Genomic DNA, 20,736 nt, shown 5'->3' on the forward strand with positions numbered 1-20,736 from the left:
GCTTATTATTTGCGCCTACGAAATCAAGGACGTCGGCCCGGCGGGAATCCCCGAAAAAATTTTCAATCAGCCTTCGCGCAGGATGCGCAGGTAAGGTGTGTACTGGTCGGCACGCACGCCCAGGGTATGGGTCAAGGCCTTGAGCACGGCCTCCGGCTTGTCGATGTCGAACACGCCGGAGACCTTGCGCTGGCGCAGGCCGTCGCCCAGCACCAGGGTCTGTCCGGGCCAGTAGCGATTGAGTTCGGTCACCACCTCACCCAGCGGCTGCTGACTGAATACCAGTTGCCGCTCGCGCCAGGCGAAGGCGCGGGCGGGCTCGAAGCCATGCACGGCACCCGGCCCGCCTGCCGCGTACTCCACGGCTTGCCCGGGCTCGAGGAACACCCCCTGGCCTGCACTGGCGCGAACTTCGACCTTGCCCTGGGCCAGTTGCACGCGGGTCTGCCCGCCCGTCTCGGCCACGCTGAAACGTGTACCGACTACCCGCACCCAGCCCTCACCGGCACGCACCACGAAAGGCCGGGCCACATCGCGGGTTACCTCGAACCAAGCCTCGCCGCGCAACAGCCGGACACGCCGCTCGGTGGCCCCCAGCTCGACCTGTACGGCGCTGTCGGTGTTGAGCTGGATGCGCGAGCCATCCTCCAGCTGCAGGCTGCGCGTCTCGCCCGTGGCGGTGGCGTAATCAGCGCGCCAGCGGTCGAGCCAAGGCGTCTGGACGAGCAACACACCCAACAGCACCGCCGCCGCGGCAGCACTTGCCACCTTGGGCCAGATCCGGCGTCGGGGGGAGTGCCAAGCCGCCTGCTGGTCTTCCCGCAGGCGCCTGGCCGGGCCCTGCAAAGCCCCCAACAGGTCGAGCACTTCCTCCCAGGCATTGGCATGCGTCGCCCCCTGCGCGCGCCATACGGCGAACGCCTGGCGTTCGTCCAAGGTGACGTCCTCGGCATGCAGACGGTAATACCAGGCTGTGGCTTCGGCGAACAGGCGCTCGCTGTCGGGCAGGTCGCTCATGGGATCGGTCGCACTCTCGGGATGACGGCTCATGGACGTTGCCCTCTCGCGTCACCGGCCAGCCGCGCCTGGATGAAGGCGCGGCAATCGAGCAATGCCCGACGCAGCTGGTACTCGACACTGCGGGGCGTGACGTTCATGCGCTCGCCGATCTCGCGGTAGGTGCAACCGTCGACATGATAGAGCAGGAAGATGTGCCGGGTCGCCTCAGGCAGGGCCTGGATCGCCGCCTGCATCAGCGCCTGCTCCTGCTGCGCGGCCAACTGGTCGTCGGCGCCGGGGGCTTCGCTGGCCAGTTCGTCGCTGGGCTCGCCGCCATCCAGGCGCTCGCGGCGAATGGCCTGGCGCTGGTGATCTCGCACCAGGTTGCTGGCAATCGTGAAGAGGAAGGCCGGCAGGTTGTCGATCTGCTTGTCGGCAGGCAGCCGCGCCAGGCGCAGGAAGGACTCCTGGGTCAGGTCGGCGGCCACTTGGCTATTGCCGGTGCGCCGTGCGACGAACGCCTCCAGGGCCTTCTTGTGCTCGGTGAACAACCGGGCGATCTGCTTGTTCCACGAAGACACGGCACATCCTGGCTCTGGGTCTCAAGAGGAGCGAACGCTAGCAGAAGATGATATTTGTTCGCAATTGCAGTTATCGCGTATCAGCGGCCCCGAACACACTCAAGCCTTGTCCCAGACTTCGAAGTGATAGGCCGGCTTGTCCGCTTCGGACTGCGCCTCGCTCGAGGTCAACTGCCACTGCCCGTCGTCGAACTCCGGGAACCAGGCATCGCCCTGCGGCGACAATTCCACCCGGGTCAGGTACATCCGGCTCACCAGCCCTTTTTCCAGCGCCTGCCCATACAGCTGAGCACCGCCGATCAGCATCAATTCCCCGACGCCCTGCTCGCGCGCCCACTGCTCGGCGCGCACCAGCGCCGACTCCAGCGAAGCGAACACCTCGGCGCCGGCCAGTTGCAGCCCAGGTTGCCGGCTGACGACGATATTCAGCCGTCCCGGCAATGGCCGGCCCAGCGAATCCCAGGTCTTGCGCCCCATGATGATCGGCTTGCCCAGGGTGGTGGCCTTGAAGTACTTGAAGTCCCCCGGCAGGTGCCAGGGCATGGAGTTGTCGATGCCGATCACACGGTTCTCGGCGAGCGCCGCGATCAGGCTAAGGGGGAGTGATGTATTCATGCCGGCGAGGATAGCACCGGGCACGTGGGTTATGCTTGCGGCCAGACCTGTGCAATGGAAGAGCTTGTGACTGCACCCACTCCACTCGACAAGCGCTGGCTCACCGAAGCGGTACGCCTGCGCGAGGAACACGCCGGCCCTCTGGAAGACCAGGAAGCCAACCGCCGCGCCCGCCAGCAGGGCGGCGACCTGGCCACGCGCATCGAGGCCCGTGCCCTGTGGCTGGCCGAGCGCGACGGCATGGACACGGCGCTGCGCCACTGGAAACAGGGCGCACGGCTGGCCCTGCTGAGCTTGATGGTCCTGGCCCTGTTCAGCGGTGCAGGCCTGGGGCTGGCGGCCCTGGGCGACGGCCAGCGGCCGGTGAACGTGTTCTGGGCCCTGGGCAGCCTGCTCGGGCTGAATCTCGTGCTGCTGCTTGGCTGGGCCGTGGGTTTCTTCTTCGCCGGTGAGCATGGCGCGGCGCTGGGCCGCCTGTGGCTGTGGCTAAGCGAGCGTTTTGCCCGTGACGCCAAGGCCGCGCAACTGGCCCCCGCGCTACTGGTGCTGCTGCAGCGCCAGCGCCTGAACCGCTGGCTGCTCGGCCTGTTGGTGCATGGCCTGTGGTCACTGGCGATGCTCGCGGCGCTGGGCATGCTCCTGGCCCTATTGGCGACGCGACGCTACGGCTTCGTCTGGGAAACCACGCTGCTTGCCGCCGAACCCTTCATCAGCCTCACCCAGGCCCTCGGCGCCCTGCCCTCGCTGCTCGGTTTCGCCGTGCCCGACGAGGCGATGATTCGCGCCAGCGGCGACACCCTGCCGGCACTCGATCTGGCGCGCCAGGCCTGGGCCAGCTGGCTGCTCGGCGTGGTGCTGGTCTATGGCCTGCTGCCCCGCCTGCTGCTGGCCGCGCTGTGCCTGTGGCGCTGGCGCCAGGGCCGCGAGCGCCTGGCGCTGGATCTCAATCTGCCCGGCTACGCGCAGCTGCGCGAAGCCCTGATGCCGCGCAGCGAACGCCTCGGCGTGCAGGACCCAGCCCCCGACACCCTGCCCCGCTTCGAGGCCGGACAGCTGGAGCGCGACAGCGGCGGTGCCCTGCTGGTCGGCCTGGAGCTGGACGACCAGCGCCCCTGGCCACCCGCACTGCCCCGTTCGGTCACCCATGCGGGCGTGCTCGACAGTCGCGAGTCGCGCAACAAGCTGCTCGAGCAACTCAGCCGTTTCCCACCGGCGCGCCTGGCCGTCGCTTGCGACCCACGCCGCTCGCCCGACCGTGGCAGCCTGGCCTTGCTCGCTGAGCTGGCGCGCAACGCCGGCGCCACGCGCATCTGGCTGCTGCAGGCGCAGCCCGGCCAGGCCCTGGACGCGGCACGCCTGGGCGACTGGCACGAGGCCCTTGACCGCCTGGGCCTGCCCCATGCCGACACCTCGCCGCTGACCTGGCTGGAGCATGGCCATGACTGAGCCGCTGAAACTGGCCGTGGTCGGCCACACCAACGTCGGCAAGACCTCGCTGCTGCGCACCCTCACCCGCGACGTCGGCTTCGGCGAGGTCTCGCACCGCCCCAGCACCACCCGCCATGTCGAAGGCGCCCGCCTGTCGGTGGACGGCGAGCCGTTGCTGGAGCTGTACGACACCCCTGGCCTGGAGGACGCCATCGCCCTGCTCGACTACCTGGAGCGCCTCGAACGCCCGGGCGAGCGTCTTGACGGTCCCGCTCGCCTTGAACGTTTCCTCCAGGGCAGCGAGGCACGCCAGCGCTTCGAGCAGGAAGCCAAGGTGCTGCGCCAGCTGCTGGCGAGCCATGCCGGCCTGTATGTGATCGACGCCCGCGAACCGGTGCTGGCCAAGTACCGCGACGAGCTGGAGGTGCTGGCCAGCTGCGGCAAGCCGCTGCTGCCGGTGCTCAACTTCGTTGCCAGCAGCCAGCACCGCGAGCCCGAGTGGCGCGAGGCCCTGGCGCGCCTGGGCCTGCATGCGCTGGTGCGTTTCGACAGCGTGGCCCCGCCCGAGGATGGCGAGCGCCGCCTCTACGAAAGCCTGGCCCTGCTGCTGGAAGAGGCCCGTCCTGCCCTGCAACGCCTGATCGATGACCAGCAGGCCCAGCGTGAAGCCCGCCGCCACAGCGGCAAGCGTTTGGTTGCCGAATTGCTGCTCGACTGCGCCGCCTGCCGACGCAGCGTAGAGGCCGAGCCCGCCGCCGAGGCGCAGGCCATCGAAACCCTGCGCCAGGCGGTCCGACAGCGCGAACAACGCTGTGTCGAGGCGCTGCTCAAGCTGTACGCGTTCCGTCGCGAGGACGCCAATGCCGGCGACTTGCCGTTGCTCGATGGGCGCTGGGGCGACGACCTGTTCAATCCGGAGACCCTGAAGCTGCTCGGTGTGCGCCTGGGCAGCGGCGTGGCGGCGGGCGCGGCGGCAGGTGCCGGCGTCGACCTGCTGGTTGGCGGCCTGACCCTGGGCGCCGCCGCGCTCGCCGGGGCCATTGCCGGCGGCGCGCTGCAGACCGCGCGCAACTATGGCTCGCGCCTGATGGGCAAGCTCAAGGGCCAGCGCGAGCTGACGGTGGATGACGCCGTACTGCGCCTGCTGGCGCTGCGTCAGCAACAGTTGATACTGGCCCTGGAGGCACGCGGGCACGCGGCGCAGGACAGCATTCGCCTGACGGCGCCGGAGGACAAAGGCTGGCGCGAAGGCAAGCTGCCCGAGGCCTTGCGCAAGGCGCGAGCGCATCCACAGTGGTCGACGCTCAATCCCGGGGCACGGGTCAACCAGGCCGAGCGGCAGGAGCAACTGGAAGCCCTGGTGGCGGAACTGTAGCTCCGTGCGCGGCGCCAACCCGCGATGATGGCTAGTGCTTTGCCTTGCGCCTTTGCTCTCGGTACTGCGCCAGGAGAACGCGCATTTCTCTGTACCTGTCGCTATTGATCAACAGCAACGCTACCAGCGCTGCCAGCAGGCTGCTCATGTAGATGAACATGTTGGGACGATATCCATAGGCCGGCAGCGCGATCACCAGGCTGGCCAGGCACATCCCGGCCACGAGCCAGGCCCCCCACGTCCGCCCCCGAACCACAGCGCCATGGCCCAACATGAAGACTGCCAGCGTCAGGAACAGACTCGAAGCAAAGGCGCCATCCTTCAGGCAGTTCCGGCAATACGTGCTCCACACCAGCGCAAATGTCCAGGACACGGCAATGATCGACGAGAAGTAGGCGCCGATGAATACGCCGAAGTAACGCTTCAGAAAAGGCTTGAGCGTCATTGCGCTAGCGCCGCACCTTGCGCAGCTCCACCAACCGCCGGCGCATCTCTCGATGCCGCTGGCTGTTGAGTACCAGCAGCGCGAGCAATGGCAACGCCAGCAGGATTGCCAGCAACACAGCATTCACTCCACTACCGAGCAGGCTCAACGCCATCAGCAAGGCCACAGTCGGTACAGGGAGCACCACCCATACTGCCCATGTGAGGCCCCGGACCATCGCGAAATGCCCGGAACACAGCAGCAAGACCAGCACTGCGCTGGACATCATGGTGAACAAGGGGTTATCCGGGTGATTGCGCCAGTGACTGTCGATCCACAGAGTGGCTGACAACGCCGCCGACAGGAGGCAAATGAAAAACCCCAGCAAGAACGTCGGGAAGTAACGGCGCATGAAAGTCTGGAATTGCGCAGGCTTCATCATCACTCGATCTCTTCATATAGCCCTACGGCTATGCTCTGCACCGTGGCACTCCCGGCCAACCCGAAAGTGGCGCCGAGCGAGTCGCGCATCAGGGTCTGCGTGGCGTGGCTTATCTCGGTCGGGGTGTAGCGCTTGGTCATGGTCCCTGCCGCCTGCTGCAACTTGATCTGCCTGGCCGTCAGGCTCGGGTGCTTGATCGACAGCAGCTCGTCGGTCAGCGCCTTGCGCTGCTGGCGGCTGAGGCTCTTGGATAACTCCAGCCAGCTGCGACCCGTGGCGGCCTTGTGTACTTGCAGGTACTTCAACGTGCTCAGGCCCGACGCGCCGACACCCAGCAACGAGACGCCATCGAGCACCATCGAGGCGGCCTGGTACCACTGGTTCTCATCGAGGGCATCGTTGGCCGCTGGGTTGGTCACCTCACGCACCGTGCGCATTACACCGATGCCGCACTGGATGCTGCTGGCGGTGGCGGCGGCGCCACCGACATAGGTCAGTACCAGGCTGGTACCACCGGAAAAGGGCGCGGCAATAGTGCCACTGAATACCACGAACCAGCCGATCACAGCGCCCGCGCAGGAAAGGGTCGTGTTGACCGCCTCCTTGACCACCCGCGACTCGCGCGGATTGTGCTGCAGCTGCTGGGTGTACTGGTCAGGTGTCTGGTACTTCTTGATCTCGCGCAGGATCACACGCTTGGGGCGGATGCTGCAGATCGGCTGAAACTCACGCAGGGTGACAATGTTGTATTCGGCGTCGATGTACACCACACCGGCACCGACGATACGCGGGTCGGCGTCGATGGCGGCGAACATCTGCGGCAGGTTGATCCGTGCCTGGATACGCTGACGGGCAAGAAACTGGGAGTTGTTGGCCAGGGAATTGACCAGAAGATCTGTCACGAATAGGTTTCCTTGCACAAAGCCTGGCCAAGTCGCATGACCTGCAGGCGTGGGCTTGCCCCGCGCCTACAGGTCATGCGAGCAGCCTTAACGGATCACACGTTCGGGCACGGCACCGGCGCCCAGTCACCCATGTCCGGGTTGCGGCACATGGCGTTGACCTGGTCGGTACCCGCCTTGGCTACCTGCTGGGCCTCGGCTTTCTTGCCGTTGGCGTTCTGCAGGGTCTTCTCGGTGGCCACCGCTTCCTGTGGCACCTTGGTGTTGGTCTTGGCCGGCTGGACCTTCTTCACATCCTTCTTCTTGCCGGTGGTTGCCACCTTCGGCGGCTCGGCCACGGCGACCACTTCGGTGCGCTGCACGCCCACCTGCTTGAGGTCCTGCTCGTAGGCCTGGGTGTAGTTGTTGAGGTTCTCACCCAGACGCCCGTTCACGGTGGTCAGCAGGTTGTTCGACTCCTGCAGGCCGGCAACGATCTCGGCCAGGCGCTTGCGGCCCTCGGTGTCGTTGATGCGGCCAGCCTTGCGGTTCTGGATCAGGCTGGCGAACTCGCGCTGGTAGCAGCTCTGCGACGACTTGGCGTAGGCCGTGGTGCGGTCCAGGTCGGCAGCGCTCTTGTCGATGTCGGTGGCGTAGGAAGCGATGCGCTGCTTGTCGTCGCTGATCTGCTTCTGGCGTTCGGTGTAATAGCCCGCCGCGCCGCCAACCAGCGCGCCACCAGCGGCACCGATGGCAGCATTACGGCCGCGGTTTTCCTTGTCGACCAGGGCGCCGGTGAGGGCGCCACCGACCGCGCCGAGCAGCGCGCCGGTGGCGACCGAGCGGGTCATGTCACCGTCGGTGGAGCGCAGGTGCTGCACCGGTTCGTAGCAGTTGGGGTAGTACTCGACCTTGGTCGTGGCGCCAACCTTGGACGCCGGCGAGCTGGCGCAACCGCTCAACAGCACGGTGCTGAAACCGGCTGCCAGCAGCAGCGCGGTACGGGCCTGGGATGCAGTGATCAGGGGTTTGCGGGTGAACATGGTCTGGTTTCTCTTCTTGGGTTTCTCGGTATCCGGGGGCCTCGTGCCACCCGGGAGTCCTTTCTGTGGGAACTGTCCTTAGGGTCGCGGGGCGGCCGATGCCAGCAGCTCCTTGAGGATCGTCGCCGGATCGGCCCGCCGGTTCTGGCGGTACTCCCCGACGTGGCGGACGAACAGGGTGGCGCGGGTGACCAGGCTGTTGCCCAGCACCGGCTTGCGATTGAGCTCTTCCTTGACCCGCTGGAACTGCGCCTGGATCACCGCGTCGGTGTAGCGCGTGCCGCTGGCCAGGTTGTCGATGTAGATCGCCACGGCGCCGTCGAGGGCCGCGCGGCCATTGGCGATGGCGGCGCCGTACATGCGCGCGCTGGTCTGGTCGCCGGAGGCCTCGGCCTTGGCCTGGGTGTTCTGCAGGTTGGTCAGGCGGATGTTGTAGTTATTGACGGTCTCTGCCACCAGGGCGGCGGACTGGATCAGGTTGCCAGCCGCTTCCTCGCGCTGGCGGGCGATCAGCGACACATTGCGCTTGAGCTCTTCGTTGACCAGCCCCAGCTCGGCCTGCTGGCGCGGGTCGGTGGCGGCGGCGATGATGCTGTCCAGGCGCTTGGTCGGGTCCTGGGCGGCGTCGATGTCGTCGGTCAGGCCGGCCAGGCGACCTTCTTTCTGCCACTGCTCGAACAGCTCCTGGTAGCGCGAGCGCGGCGCCGACAAGGCGCCGATGGCCACGCGGAAGCCAGTGGTCTCGTTGCGCTGCTCGGTACCGTCGACGCCGAACAGCGGGTACTCGCGGCGCATGCCGGTGAACAAGGTGCCCTCGCCTTCGAGGTAGTTGCCGCCCTTGACCACGAAGCCGCCGTAGGCGCCCTGCAGGCGCCCGGCGTTGACCAGCTGGAACGACTCCTGAACCATCTCGGCGGCGTTGCCGATCACATCGAACAAGCCCAGCGGATTGGGCTGTCTGGTGCCGATCGGCATCAGTCGCGCCGCCTGCCCGGTACCACCGGCGACCTGGTTGAACACCGCGAAGTCGCCCAGCGGCCCTTCGCTGTCGGCGCCTTCGACCTTACGCGGGAACAACCGCCCTTCCAGCTCCTGGCGGCTGACCGCCGAACCGCCACGGGCGGCGAACTCCCATTCCACCTCGGTGGGCAGGCGCACGAAGCCCACGCCACCATCCTCGGCCTTGCTGCCTCGGCCGCTGACCGGCAGCAGGTCGCGGTGGTGCTTCATCAGCCAGGCACTGTAGACGGCGGCGAAGCGTTCGGCCTCGAAGCGCGACAGTTTTACCTTGGGCAGGCGCCCCGCCGCATCGTTGTTCGCCTCGCAGGCCGGTGCCGCGTCGCCGCCGGCCAGCGACGGCGCCTGGGCCATCACCTGGGCGTACTGGCGGGCGGTCACTTCGTACTTGCCGATGAAGTACATCATCGGCGTGAGCGGGCTGCCTTTCTCGACCTTCGGCAGGCTTGGCGCAACCGCCTTCTGCCACTGTGGCGCCAGGTCCTGCAGGCTGAACTGGCCATTGATGAAGTCGCGTCGGTAACCGGAGATGAACGACTGCTTGTAGCCGGCCTCGCCTTCGCTGAACGGGTAGCCGAGGTTGACCTCGCGGTCGTCGAGGCTGCCCTGGGCCAGCACATAGACACTGCGCAGCACCAGCTCACCGCCACAGGGCAGCGGCAGGCTGACATCGCCCGGCAACGGCTTGGGGTTGTCGAACTTGCTTTCAGCCCCCGGCTGCGCCTGGGCAACTGGCTTGGCCTTGTCGTCGCCATCGGCCGGGGAACAGGCGCCCAGGTTCAAAGCGGTCAGGAGCAGGGCGGCAGCCCCGAGGCGGCGATCAGACATCACGTATTCCTTGGCAAGCCTCGATGCGCGCCACCCGCCAGCCGCCCAGGGCGGCGGCGGCGGTGCTGGCCAGCAGCACGGCACACAATGCAACGAGGTAGTGCATGGGCAGCAGGTGGCTGGCGAACTCGCCGGGCACCTGCATGAAAAGTCGGTTCAGGCCATGTTCGGCCAGCAGGTACAACAGCCCCGCCACGGCGGCGGCAAAAAGGCCGCTGTAGAGCGCCTGGAGCACCACGAACAACAGCAGCGCAGCAGTGCCGAAGCCCAGCAGACGCAGCACTGCCAGCTCGCGCTGCTTGCGCTCGACCGCCGCCACTGCGCCTGCGGCGATGGCCGCTACGGCGCCGGCCACGGCCAGACTGGCGATGATCCAGAACACCAGGTCGAGATTGCGGCTGAGCGATTGCACCTGGGCGATCTGCGCGGCCTGTGTGGAAACCAGCAGCTTGCGTTCGGCGAAGAACTGGCGCAGCGGCTCGACATCGTTCAGTTCGCGGGCATACAGGCGGAAGGCCGGGTACACCCGCGCTGACGCGCTGCCTTGCTCCTCCCCCTGCCAGCCCAGCGCAGCCACGGCGCGGCCATCGCGGTAATCCTCGACGGCTTCTAGCAGTTGCAGCGAGGCAAACAGGCCATCGCGCTCGAACGCTGCCAGGGGCAGCACGCTGCTGACCTGCAGGCGCGCCTGTCGCCATTGCATCTGCCCGGCCTGCTGGCGGCTGAAGCTGGCCTGCAGTTCGTCCCCGGCCCTGGCACCGAGTTTTTCCGCGGCGGTAAAGCTCAGCACCACCTGTTGCAGGCCGTCCGGTGGGGCGACCTGCCCCAGCAAGGGGTCGCCCTCGGCGGTGGGCAGCATTTCGACCGTCAGGCCACGCCCATGGGCCGGCAGCAACAGCTCGGCAGTCGCAGCAATCTGCCGGGTGCGCGGGATGGCGAAGCTTACCCGCGGGTGCTGGGCCAGTTCCTCGATGAACTCGGCGCGAAAGCGCCCACCGCCCAGCGGAATGATCTCGCGCACACCCGGGTCGCGCTGCAGGCGCTCGGTCAGGCTGCCGACCAGGCCGAACTTCAGCCCGAACAGCACCAGCAACGGCGCGATCACCGCCACCAGCGCCAGCACGGCGCACGCCGACAACCGCGCATCGTTGCGGTAGTCCTGCCAGGCCAGCCCGGCGATCAGCAGCGGGCGCATCAGGCGGCCCTCTCCAGGCTCGCCGTGACGCCGCCGTCGGCGTCGCGCCGGCAGGCCATGCGCAGCACCGTCAGCCCGGCCTTGTGAGCCAAAGCTTCGTCATGGGTGGCGACCACGCAGGTCACCTGGCGCGCCTCGGCCTCGCGCAACAGCAATTGCATCACCCTATCGGCGTTCACCGGGTCCAGGGACGCCGTGGGTTCATCGGCCAGCAACAATGCCGGGCCATGGGCCAGGGCACGGGCACAGCTGACCCGCTGGCGCTGGCCGAGGGACAGGGTCGCGGGCTTCTTGCCCAGCTGGTCGTGCACATCCAGCGCTTCGGCCAGACGCTCGACGCTGCCGTCATCGCCGAGCCCCAGCAACTGGCGTGGCAGGCGGATATTGCCGCGCACATCGAGAAAACCCAGCAACCCACCAGCCTGCAGCACATAGCCCAGGTGACGGCTGCGCCAGCTGGCCAGGCGGTCGAGCTGCCGGGCACGCCACAGCCCGGCGACATCCTCGCCGCCCAGGGCAAAGCCCTGCGCCGCGTCCGGCACCAGCACCAGCGCCAGCAGGTCGAGCAAGGTGCTCTTGCCGCAGCCGCTGGGCCCGACCAGCGCCACCCGCTCGCCCGCCGCCAGGTGCAACCGGTCGATCTCCAGGCTGTAACGCTGGGCACCCTGCCCGCGTGTCTTGCGCACCCCGTTCAGGCGGATCATCACGGCAGCGTCGACAGCGGGACACGGTACAGGGCGTCGCCCGGCTCGGCCTTGCCGAAGCGCACCCAGTTGGCCATGTCGTTGTGGAAGGTTTCGTACAGGCGGATCTTCGAGTCCAGCTCGTCGATGAAGTCTTCCTGCTCGGCCACCGACAGCGACAGCCACAGGTCCTGGGTCATGCTCAGGGACTTGCTGCGGTACGGCAGGCCGTCGAGGTATTCGCCGAGCACGCCGCCCTGGGCCAGGTTGGCGCCCTTGCGCAACGCGCCGGGGTCGCGGCTCATGTAGGCACTGGCGCTGGCGATTTCGTTGAAGAAGTCGCCCGGCGAGCTGCGGGTCTTGCGCGCGGCATCGACGATCAGCTTGAGCGACTGCTGCAGGTCGTTGAGCTGCAGCTTGGTCAGCATCACGCACACCTGCAGGGTCGGCAGCGTCGGGTTGGTCAGGTCGCGGTCGGCGGTCCAGGCGCTGACCAGTTGCGGCGCCTGGCTGGCGCCGTGGCGACCCAGGAAGTCCATGTGCATGGCGTAGCCGATGGCCTGCGACTTGGCCGCCAGGCTCGAGGCCGAGGTCAGCAGCGGTACGGGTTGCGGTTGCTGGTTGCGCACCTGGTGCACCAGCTCGGCGAAGGTCGAGCCGATCTCGCGCACGCGGTCGCCGAAGGCACCGACTTCACCGCCCGGCACGCTGACGTAGAGGTCGCCGATCTGCGGGTTGCTGTCGGCGGTAAGCACGCGGTACTGGGTCTCGGCCGCGCCGTGGTTCTTGACCCCGGCGGGGGTGCGCAGGTGCAGGGCGTAGATCTTGATCTGCTTGCTCAGCGCGGCCTGGCGCACTTCGGCTTCGTTCATCTGGGTGCTGCTGAACGGGTCATTCTTGCGCAGTGCGCCGGCATCGCTGACCAGCAGGATCAGGCGCCCGCCATAGCCGGACCAATCCATGCCCTCGACGGCCTGCATCACGCCAGCGAAGGCGTCCTCATTGAACGAGTGGCTGGAAACACTGGTGGCCTTGACCTGCGAGGCGGCCTTGAGGAAACGCGCCGGATCGCGGCCCTGCTCCAGGCTGACCAGGGTCTTGCTCAGGTACTCCAGGCCCGGGGTGCGCTTGACGCTGTTGCGAAAGCCGACCAAGCCGAAGCTGACGCTGTCCAGCTCGCCACGGGCCGCCAGTTGCTGCTGCAGCTCGCTGACCACCTGGCGTACCCGATCGATGTACGGCTGCATGGACACCGAGGTGTCCACCACCAGGACGATGCCGGTACGGAAGCTGTTGTCGCCGACCGCCGCGACGCCGGCCGCCTTGGGCGCGCTGTCGCGGGCGCTGGCACCGGGGTCGATGGAGGCGATGTTGAGCAGTTGCACCGGCTGGCCGCCGGCGTCGAAGCTTTCGCGGTAGTCGAAGATCGGCATCAGGTAGAACTGGTTCTGCGGCACGGCGCTGGCCGCCGGTTCCAGGGCCATCACCTGGGGCACCTGGTCGGGATTGTTCTGCGCCTTGAGCAGGCTGTCGCGAGCCAGCGGGGTGTCGTCGAGCAGATGCTGCACATCGTCCACCTGGCGCATGAACATCACCGGCGAGCGGCCCGAGCGTTCGGTGAACTTGAGCACCAGACTCTGTTTCCAGTCGCTGGTCTGCGCCGCCGGCAGCCAACCCTCGCGCTGGCCGTCGCTGGCCGCGCCGACCTGGACCCAGGCCTGGCCACCGACGTCCTTGCGCTGGTAGACATAGAGCACGGAGAAAGCTGGCAGTGTCTCGCCCGAGGCATCGCCAGGCTGAGCCACCAGCTGGGCGTCGGGCTTGGTCAGCACACGCTGGAACAGGGTCTTCTTGCCGGGCATCAGCAGTGGACGACCGTCGTCCGAGGCGGCCACCGGCGTGACTTTGGGTTCGCTGGGGACCACGCTGTCGGCGGGCGCCTGCACCACCGGCGTTTCAGGCGCGGGCGCGTCATTGCCGCCGAGCAACCAGAAGAACGCGCCCCCCAGACCCAGCGCCGCCGCTATCGCCACCGCCAGCACGGCCTTGGCCGGCTTGTTCGAGGCGGGCTTCACAGCAGGCGCGGGCTTGGGTTCGGACCGCCGGGCAGGCTTGCTCACCGGAGCGGTAACGGCCTGCGGAATGTCAATGGACACCGGCTGCGGGATGGCCGGTGGCGGGATCGGCAGCGGGCGGACCAATGTGCTGTCGTTGTTCTCGGTCGGCGCCTGGACCGTCAGACGGTCCAGCGCGGCCAGCAACGCCGCCGCGTCGGCAAAGCGCTCGTTGGGATCCTTGGCCAGCAGACCGCGCAGGATGTCCTGGTAGCGGCCATGTTCGATGGGCAGCTCCGGCAGCGGCTCGGTCAGGTGCGCCAGCGCCGTGGACAACGCATCGGTGCCGTTGTACGGCAGCTTGCCGACGAGGATTTCGTACAGCACCACACCCAGTGCATACAGGTCGGCGCGCCCGTCGATATCCATGCCGCGCGCCTGTTCCGGGCTCATGTAGCTCGGCGTGCCAACGGCGAAACCGGCCTGGGTGAACTGGGTGCGGTCATCCAGCGACTTGGCGATGCCGAAGTCCGACAGCACCGCGGTGCCGTCGGCGCGGAAAAGGATGTTGGCGGGCTTGACGTCGCGGTGCACCAGGCCCTGGGCATGGGCATAACCCAGCGCCTGGGCGATCTGGCGCACGTAGACGAGGCCCTGCTCTGGCGTCAGCCCCGCGGCGATCCGCTCCTTCAACGTGCCGCTGGGCAGGTACTCCATGGCCATGTAGTACAGCTCGCCGACATTGCCGATGTCATGGATGGTGGCGATGTTCGGGTGCGCCAGCCGCGCCAGGGTGCGGCCCTCGCGCAGGAAGCGCTCGCAGAAGGTCGGGTCGGCGGCCAGGCTCGCCGCCATGATCTTCAGCGCCACCTTGCGCTCCAGGGAGCGCTGGGTGGCGAGGTACACGCTGGCCATGGCGCCCTGGCCAAGCTCGCTGTCGATGTCGAATCCGGGAATCTGCATGTCCATGATGTCTTCAGCTGGCCTTCACGACGACGGCGGTGATGTTGTCGGGGGCGCCACGGGTCAGCCCCAGGTGTACGAGGCTGCGCACCACCTCATAAGGGTCGGCGTGGCCGAGCACCTCGGCGATCTCGTGGTCTTCGGCGGTCTTGTTCAGGCCGTCGCTGCACAGCAGGTAGGTGTCGCCGGGCTGCACCTGCAAGGCGACGGCCTGCAGCTCGAGGTGGTCCTCGACGCCGATGGCGCGGGTGACGATGTTGCCGCGAGGATGCACACGGGCTTCGGCTTCGTTGAGCAGGCCGCTGTCCTGCAGCTCCTGGACGTAGCTGTGGTCGTGGCTCAGGCGCTCGATACGGCCGTCGCGCAGGCGGTACAGGCGGCTGTCGCCGGCCCACAGGCCGATGGCCTGGTCGCCTCGGGCGGCCAGCACCACCACGGTACTGCCCATCATCGCCACGCCACGGCGCGCGGTTTCCTCGCGCACGATGCCGTTGACCCAGGCGAGGCCGTCGCGCACTTCGCCGGCAAAGTCGTCCAGTGAATCGAGCATCGGCAGGCTGCGCAGGCTATCGACCGCCAGGCTGCTGACATAATCGCCCGCCGCATGGCCGCCCATGCCGTCGGCCACCGCCCACAGGCCTGCCCAGGTCAACTCCAGGCAGGCGTCCTCGTTGATCTTGCGCACCATGCCGACATGGCTGTAGCTGGCCGCTGTGTACTGCATGCCGGTCATCCGATCCGCGCCTCGCTACCCAATAGAAAACCGGCGAAATCCTCGCTGCGCGGCAAGCCCGCGCAGCGCATCAGCCCCGGGGCGATCCGTTCGGAGCCCCTGCCCCACCAAAGGCTCATGCCTTCACAGGCGCATTCGGCCAAGGCCAGGGCGCGCCCCTGCGGCGTGGTCGCATCCAACCGCTGCAGCCCGCCCACCGTCGCACGCGGCTCCTGCACAAGCGGCCTCGCGCCGCGAAAAGGCTGCAAGGCAGCCTCGAAATCCTCGAAGGCGGCACCCGGCTCAAGCGTCGCCAGCAAGGTCTCCTCGACCGCCTCGAACCATTCCTCGGCCCCGGCCACCACAGGCGCCAGCGGCTCCCCCGGCTCCAGCACCTGGGCCACGGTCAGCGGGAAGTACCGCCCCACCCGGTCGATGCTCGGCATCAGCACCCCGACCACCGCCTCGGGCCCGCAAAGCCCCGGCGCCAGGGCGAAACGCCACAAGGGGCTGACCAGATAGGCCTCGAGCCAGCGCTCGCCCAGGGCCTGCTGGCTCGCCTGGAGCCCCGCCGCCAGCCACTGGTCCCAGGGCTGGATGAAACCGTGCGGCAGGCCGCGGCTGACAAAGTCGCCGCGGCAGGCCAGCTTTCCATAGAAACCCACGTCGTTCACAGATGCTCCGGCAGGCTGAAACCGCTGAGCACTCGGCTGCGGAACGGGTTGAAGGCGCTGCTGGCACGCAGCTCGTAGGACACGCTGGCGCCGTCGACGCGCAGGCGCAGGTTGAAGCGTTCCGGCGAGCCACCGGCCACCAGGTCGGACTGGTCAAGCAGGCGGAACCAGGCCCACGGCCCTTCCACGGTCAGCCCCGAACGACCGCTGGCCGAGGGCGGCGAGATCGACAGGCGCACTACGCCGATGCTGTTGGGGTTCGGCCACTGCAACGCCACCGGCCGGCTCGGGCCGTGGTCGTAGCTCACCTGCTGGCCGTCGAGGTCGAGCAGGAACTGGGTGATGGTCGCGTCCATCGCCACCGGCTTGAGCTCGAAGCGCACCCCCGGCTGCACGCCGTTGCTGTTGCGGAAGAACGCGTCGCGGATGCTCGCCGCGCGCTGGAAGGTGTACAGCACATTGCTGTTGATCCCCAGCTTCTGCGCCGCGCCGGGCTGCCAGCTCCAGGGTGTGCTCGAAGTGTTGACGTAGGGTTGCAGGTACTTGCGGAAGTAGTTGTCCATCACCCCACCGACGCCGAAGAACAGGCCGAAGTCCTCCAGGGTCGCATCCCGCGAACTGCCGGCCACCAACGGATAGCGACCGCTGAGGGACTGGCGATAGACGTTGACCACCTCGCTGGTCCAGGCGGCGTTGAGCTGATTGCGCACCCCGCCCATGACCAGGTTGTGGGTCGAGCCAAGCACCGAGCTCACCAGGTTCTGCACCACCTTCGGCTGACGCGCGGCCCCCAGGGCAACACGCTGCGCCGCAGCCTGGGCCTGGTTCTTGGCCTCGCCCAGCAGCGCGTCGCCACTGGCGCCGACCATGGCGCTGACCTGAACGTACAGGGCATTGAGGTCGGTAAGCAGGCCGTCGATGGCCGCAGGCTGGCCTTCGCCGGTTTCCACCAGGGCAGCCAGCTCGGCGAAGTGCGCGGTGACCGGGTCCACCTCACGGGCGGCCGGGTTGTCGCTGGGTAGCGGCGCATCACCGAGCAGGCCACCCAGGCGTTGGCGCAACTGATCGACGCCGGCCTGTTCAGCCTTGGCCTGGACCTTGTCGAGGGTGGTCGGCTGCGCCAGGTTGGTCTCCTTGGCGACCGCCTGCAGCAGCTTCTTCATCGGCGAGGTCGGCCCGGACAGCACCCGCAGCACATCGGCGGCCTGGCCGACGCTGGTGATCGGCACGAAGTCCAGGTCGGCCAACAAGGCATCCCAATGGCGGATGTAGTCCTGGTAGTACAGCTGCAGCACATCGTCGGCCAGGCGCTTGGCATCGGCCGATTCGCTGGCCTCGCGACCCAGCACCCAGCGCTCCTCGGCCAGGGTCTCGCTGTGGGCCAGGCTGGCGGCGAGGAAGGCCTTGCGGTAGCCCTCGACGGTGAAAATGCCCGGCAGCGGCTCGCTCAGCGGCTTGCCGTCCTTGAAGCGGAACACCAGCGCGGCGTCACGCCCGGCGGCATCGCTGACCCGGAAGTCGCTGACCCCGGCGGGCAGCTTCTGGCGCTTGACCCGGTCGTAGACCCGTTGGGCCACCGGCAGTTGCTGCAACTGGCGACGGGTGTCGTCGATCAGGCGCTGGTCCAGGCGGGCGTTCGGCGGGCGCTTGTCGAACAGTGCAGCCAGGTGCTGCTCCAGGGCCTGGCGCAGGTCCGGGGCCAGGTCGCGCGGCAGACTGCGCTCCCAGTCGAGGGTGACCCAGGCCTTGATGAACTCGACGTCGTAGTGTTCGCCGTCGGCCAGCATCAGGTAGGCCTTGAGCCCCTCGTAGAGGTAGTCGGACGGCCCCCCTGCGTACAACTGCTCCTCGATGCGAGTGACCAGGCGCGGGGCGAAGATGGCGATCAGCAGCTTGCGATAGACGCTGTCCGACTCGCCTTCGAGCATGTCGCCCTGATACAGCCCCAGGCCCTCGGCCCAGCCGGGCGGATCCTCGGCCAGGCGGCGCACGCCATTGAGCAGCGGCAGCACTTCGACCACGTTGCGCTGCGCCGGGCTCAGTTCCTGCACGCTCTTGCCCAGCGGCTTGAGGCGGCTGTCGACCTCGGCGATGTATTGCTGGTTGGCGCGGTAGCTCAGGGTCCACAGGGTACCGACCACCAGCACCAGGGCCACGCTCAGGGCCAGGGCGCCACGGGCGATCCACTTGCGCCGCTGCTCGACCTTCGGGTTGCTGCCGACCAGGCCGCGCTCGGCGAAGGCCACGGCGCTGAACAGCTTCTCGATGAAGTAGCTGCGCCCGGTGCCGTTTTGTCGCGCCAGGTGTGCACGGTCCAGGCCCATGCTCTGGGCCATGCTGCCGATCAGGCGGTCGATGGGACTGCCTTCCTGGGTACCGCTGGTGAAGTACACACCGCGCAGCAGTGCACGCTCTTCGAAGGCGTTGGGCTTGAAGATGCCGTCGAGGAAGGTTTTCAGGTTGCCGCGCAGGGCGGCGAACTGCTGGACGAAACCGTAGACCAGGTCGCGCCGCGCCGGATCGCGCTCCTGCTGCAGGCGCTCGACCAGGCGTTGGTTCAGGCGCTGCTCCAGCAAGGCGAATTCATTGCCGAACTGCGCCAGCGGCCCTTCGCCCTGCTGGCCATCGTCGAGCGGGAAGGTCATGCCCCAAACCTGGGCGCGCTCTTCCTTGCTCAGGGTGTCGAAGAACTCCATGAACCCCGGCACCAGGTCGAGCTTGGTCAGCATCAGGTAGATCGGGAAGCGCACGCCCAGCTGGCTGTACAGCTCCTGGATGCGGGTACGGATCGCCGCCGCATGGGCAGCGCGCTCGGCGTCGCTGCCCAGCAGCAGGTCGGACAGGCTGATGGCGATGAACGCGCCGTCGATGGGGCGGCGTGAGCGTTGGCTCTTGAGCAGGTCGAGGAAGCCCAGCCAGGCCGCCTTGTCCACCTGGGCATGGCTGTCCTGGGTGGTGTAGCGGCCGGCGGTGTCCAGCAGCACGGCCTGGTCGGTGAACCACCAGTCGCAGTTGCGCGTACCGCCAACACCACGGATGGCGCCCTCGCCCAGCTGCGCCGCCAGCGGGAAGTGCAGGCCGGAATTGACCAGCGCGGTGGTCTTGCCCGAGCCGGGCGGGCCGATGATCACGTACCACGGCAGTTCATACAGGTTGCGTCGCTCGTCGCCGCCAAGGCGTGCCTTCTTCAGCAGCACCAGGGCTTCGTCCATGCGCTGGCGCAGGGTCGCCAGTTCTTCGGCGGTGGCCACGCTGGCGGGGTCCGGCGCGGTCTCCGCGGCCAGGCTCTGCATGACCTTGGCCGCTTGACGGCGGGCCTGGACGATACGCCACACGCGGTAGGCGATCCACATCGCGAACAACAGGGCGATCAGCACCAGGCGCGGAGCGGCCGGCACCAGCATGTCCAGCAACGGGCCGAGGAACCAGATGATCAAGCTCAGGGCCAGCAGGCCCAGCAGCGGAATCACCCAGCGAATGACAAAACTGAAAAACGCCTTCACTCGACGCCCTCCGCCAGAACGGTGATTTCAACCCGGCGATTCTTCGCCCGGCCTTGCGCGCTGTCGTTCGACGCCAGCGGTTCGGTGTCGCTCAGGCCCTGCGCGGTAAAGCGCTCGGGCTGGCCGGTGCGGGCGGCGAGGAGGTTCTTCACCTCTTCGGCGCGGGCCTGGGACAACGCCCAGTTGGACGGGAAGCGCAGCGTGGCGATGCGCTGGTTGTCGCTGTGGCCGGTGACTTTCACGTTGCCTTTCACTTTCGCCACGGCTTCGGCAATGCGTAGCATCAACGGCTCGAAGTCGCCCTTGATGCTGGCGCTGGCCGAGGCGAACAGTTCGTCGCCACGGATGGTCACCACCGAACGGTCCACCGCGTCCTGCACGGCGACCCGGCCGGCCTTGATGTCTTCGGCGAGGAAACCGGCCAGGCGCGGACGCTCCACGGGCTTGGGCTGCACCACCGGACGATCCATGGCCTGCACCGGAATCTCGCCCAGGGCATGAATGCCGCGGAACACCGGCTCCGCGTCGGCCGCCAGCTTCAGGCGCAGGCCGAACAGCACCAGCAGCAGCAACGCCAGGGCCACCGCCAGGCCGACCCAGGGCGGCACGAACTGCGCCAGGCGATCGCGGGCCACGGTGACACCGCGCCAGTGCGGCGACAGCTCGCGCTCGAACTCGCCACGGGCGCTGCGGATGGTCGCGGCGGTGCGCTCGCGCAGGGCCTCGAGCTGGGCGCGGCCACCGTTCATCACCCGGTAGCGGCCTTCGAAGCCCAGGCTGGTGCACAGGTACAGCAACTCCAGCAGGTGCAGGCGTTCACGCGGACTCTGCAGGCAATGCTCCATCAGCTGGAACACCTTCTCGCCGCCCCAGGCCTCGTTGTGCACGGTGATCAGCAGGCTCTGCTTGCCCCAGTCGCTGGCGCTGCCCCAGGGCGTGCTCAGCACCGCCTCGTCGAGCGCGGTGCACAAGGCATAGCGCGCCAGCAGCACCTCGTTGCGCGGCACCCCGGCGGCCTCGGCACGCTCTTCGAACTGACGCAGGTAGGCCAGCAGTTGCGCACGCAGGCTGGCCGGGGCCGGATGGGCGATGGTGTTGCGCAGGCGCGTGAGCAGCGCCAGCAATGGACCGGCCGCTTGCTCCAGCGGGTTCAGGCCCGCCGCCTGCCCCGGCGCCAGCGGTTCGGCCGGCACGTTCAGGGGTGGCGGCGGCGCAGCTTGCGCAGGCCCCGGCGCGGCCGGTTGCGGGCCACGGCCACCGGGGCGCGGCATGAACTGGGTGCGGTCGTTGGCGAGCGGATCGTCCGATTGCATCGCGGC

17 protein-coding genes are annotated in these 20,736 nt (G+C 67.9%); 2 read left to right on the top strand and 15 right to left on the bottom strand.

The genetic code is table 11. The features are described from left to right. Window positions 1-66: 66 nt before the first annotated feature. The 3 genes from CCOS191_RS25360 to CCOS191_RS25370 all read right to left on the bottom strand — a co-directional run bounded on the left by CCOS191_RS25360 (window position 67) and on the right by CCOS191_RS25370 (window position 2,195). Window positions 67-1,050, bottom strand: coding sequence for a FecR family protein (locus CCOS191_RS25360; RefSeq protein ID WP_231867460.1), 984 nt, complete (start codon window positions 1,048-1,050; stop codon window positions 67-69). Next, window positions 1,047-1,580: an RNA polymerase sigma factor gene (locus tag CCOS191_RS25365; RefSeq protein WP_046857466.1), complete on the bottom strand. Its 534-nt coding sequence runs from the start codon at window positions 1,578-1,580 to the stop codon at window positions 1,047-1,049. Before CCOS191_RS25365 ends, CCOS191_RS25360 begins: the two co-directional genes overlap by 4 nt. A 99-nt stretch (window positions 1,581-1,679) precedes the next feature. Next, entirely contained in the window at window positions 1,680-2,195 is a 516-nt protein-coding gene (locus tag CCOS191_RS25370) for a dihydrofolate reductase (protein WP_046857467.1), read from the bottom strand. A gap of 54 nt (window positions 2,196-2,249) precedes the next feature. Here CCOS191_RS25370 and CCOS191_RS25375 point away from each other — a divergent pair, with 54 nt between their 5' ends. Together CCOS191_RS25375 and CCOS191_RS25380 are read left to right on the top strand one after the other, a co-directional pair. Next, window positions 2,250-3,641, top strand: a complete 1,392-nt coding sequence (locus tag CCOS191_RS25375) for a DUF2868 domain-containing protein (RefSeq protein WP_082120493.1) — start codon at window positions 2,250-2,252, stop codon at window positions 3,639-3,641. Next, window positions 3,634-4,998 carry a GTPase/DUF3482 domain-containing protein gene (locus CCOS191_RS25380; RefSeq protein ID WP_046857469.1) on the top strand — a complete coding sequence of 455 codons (1,365 nt, stop codon included), beginning with the start codon at window positions 3,634-3,636 and terminating at the stop codon, window positions 4,996-4,998. Before CCOS191_RS25375 ends, CCOS191_RS25380 begins: the two co-directional genes overlap by 8 nt. 31 nt (window positions 4,999-5,029) lie before the next feature. Here CCOS191_RS25380 and CCOS191_RS25385 read toward each other — a convergent pair whose 3' ends face one another. From CCOS191_RS25385 to CCOS191_RS25440, 12 genes are all read right to left on the bottom strand, one after another. Then, complete coding sequence (locus CCOS191_RS25385; protein ID WP_046857470.1) at window positions 5,030-5,443, bottom strand: hypothetical protein; 414 nt, start codon at window positions 5,441-5,443, stop codon at window positions 5,030-5,032. A 4-nt stretch (window positions 5,444-5,447) separates the two neighbouring features. Further along, a complete protein-coding gene (locus tag CCOS191_RS26900) occupies window positions 5,448-5,864 on the bottom strand; it encodes a hypothetical protein (RefSeq protein ID WP_052752660.1) in 417 nt (138 codons plus the stop codon). Continuing rightward, a complete protein-coding gene (locus tag CCOS191_RS25395; RefSeq protein ID WP_046857471.1) occupies window positions 5,864-6,766 on the bottom strand; it encodes an NAD synthetase in 903 nt (300 codons plus the stop codon). Before CCOS191_RS25395 ends, CCOS191_RS26900 begins: the two co-directional genes overlap by 1 nt. Window positions 6,767-6,861: 95 nt before the next feature. Next, window positions 6,862-7,788 (bottom strand): type VI secretion system-associated lipoprotein TagQ, encoded by a 927-nt coding sequence (tagQ, locus tag CCOS191_RS25400; protein ID WP_046857472.1) that lies wholly within the window; start codon window positions 7,786-7,788, stop codon window positions 6,862-6,864. A 78-nt stretch (window positions 7,789-7,866) separates the two neighbouring features. After that, window positions 7,867-9,633, bottom strand: a complete 1,767-nt coding sequence (locus CCOS191_RS25405) for a formylglycine-generating enzyme family protein (RefSeq protein WP_046857473.1) — start codon at window positions 9,631-9,633, stop codon at window positions 7,867-7,869. After that, entirely contained in the window at window positions 9,626-10,828 is a 1,203-nt protein-coding gene (locus CCOS191_RS25410) for an FtsX-like permease family protein (RefSeq protein ID WP_046857474.1), read from the bottom strand. Before CCOS191_RS25410 ends, CCOS191_RS25405 begins: the two co-directional genes overlap by 8 nt. Beyond that, window positions 10,828-11,532 carry an ABC transporter ATP-binding protein gene (locus tag CCOS191_RS25415; protein ID WP_046857475.1) on the bottom strand — a complete coding sequence of 235 codons (705 nt, stop codon included), beginning with the start codon at window positions 11,530-11,532 and terminating at the stop codon, window positions 10,828-10,830. Before CCOS191_RS25415 ends, CCOS191_RS25410 begins: the two co-directional genes overlap by 1 nt. Then, window positions 11,532-14,534 carry a serine/threonine-protein kinase gene (locus tag CCOS191_RS25420; protein ID WP_046857476.1) on the bottom strand — a complete coding sequence of 1,001 codons (3,003 nt, stop codon included), beginning with the start codon at window positions 14,532-14,534 and terminating at the stop codon, window positions 11,532-11,534. Before CCOS191_RS25420 ends, CCOS191_RS25415 begins: the two co-directional genes overlap by 1 nt. 7 nt (window positions 14,535-14,541) lie before the next feature. Then, window positions 14,542-15,261, bottom strand: a complete 720-nt coding sequence (locus CCOS191_RS25425; protein WP_046857477.1) for a PP2C family protein-serine/threonine phosphatase — start codon at window positions 15,259-15,261, stop codon at window positions 14,542-14,544. Further along, window positions 15,258-15,914, bottom strand: coding sequence for a type VI secretion system-associated protein TagF (gene tagF, locus CCOS191_RS25430; protein WP_046857478.1), 657 nt, complete (start codon window positions 15,912-15,914; stop codon window positions 15,258-15,260). Before tagF ends, CCOS191_RS25425 begins: the two co-directional genes overlap by 4 nt. Beyond that, entirely contained in the window at window positions 15,911-19,417 is a 3,507-nt protein-coding gene (tssM, locus tag CCOS191_RS25435) for a type VI secretion system membrane subunit TssM (RefSeq protein WP_046857479.1), read from the bottom strand. Before tssM ends, tagF begins: the two co-directional genes overlap by 4 nt. Next, a complete protein-coding gene (locus tag CCOS191_RS25440) occupies window positions 19,414-20,730 on the bottom strand; it encodes a DotU family type VI secretion system protein (protein ID WP_038707182.1) in 1,317 nt (438 codons plus the stop codon). The genes tssM and CCOS191_RS25440 overlap by 4 nt, the downstream gene beginning before the upstream one ends. Window positions 20,731-20,736 lie beyond the last annotated feature (6 nt).

The sequence above is a fragment of the Pseudomonas sp. CCOS 191 genome (assembly GCF_001007005.1).
GTDB lineage: Bacteria > Pseudomonadota > Gammaproteobacteria > Pseudomonadales > Pseudomonadaceae > Aquipseudomonas > Aquipseudomonas soli.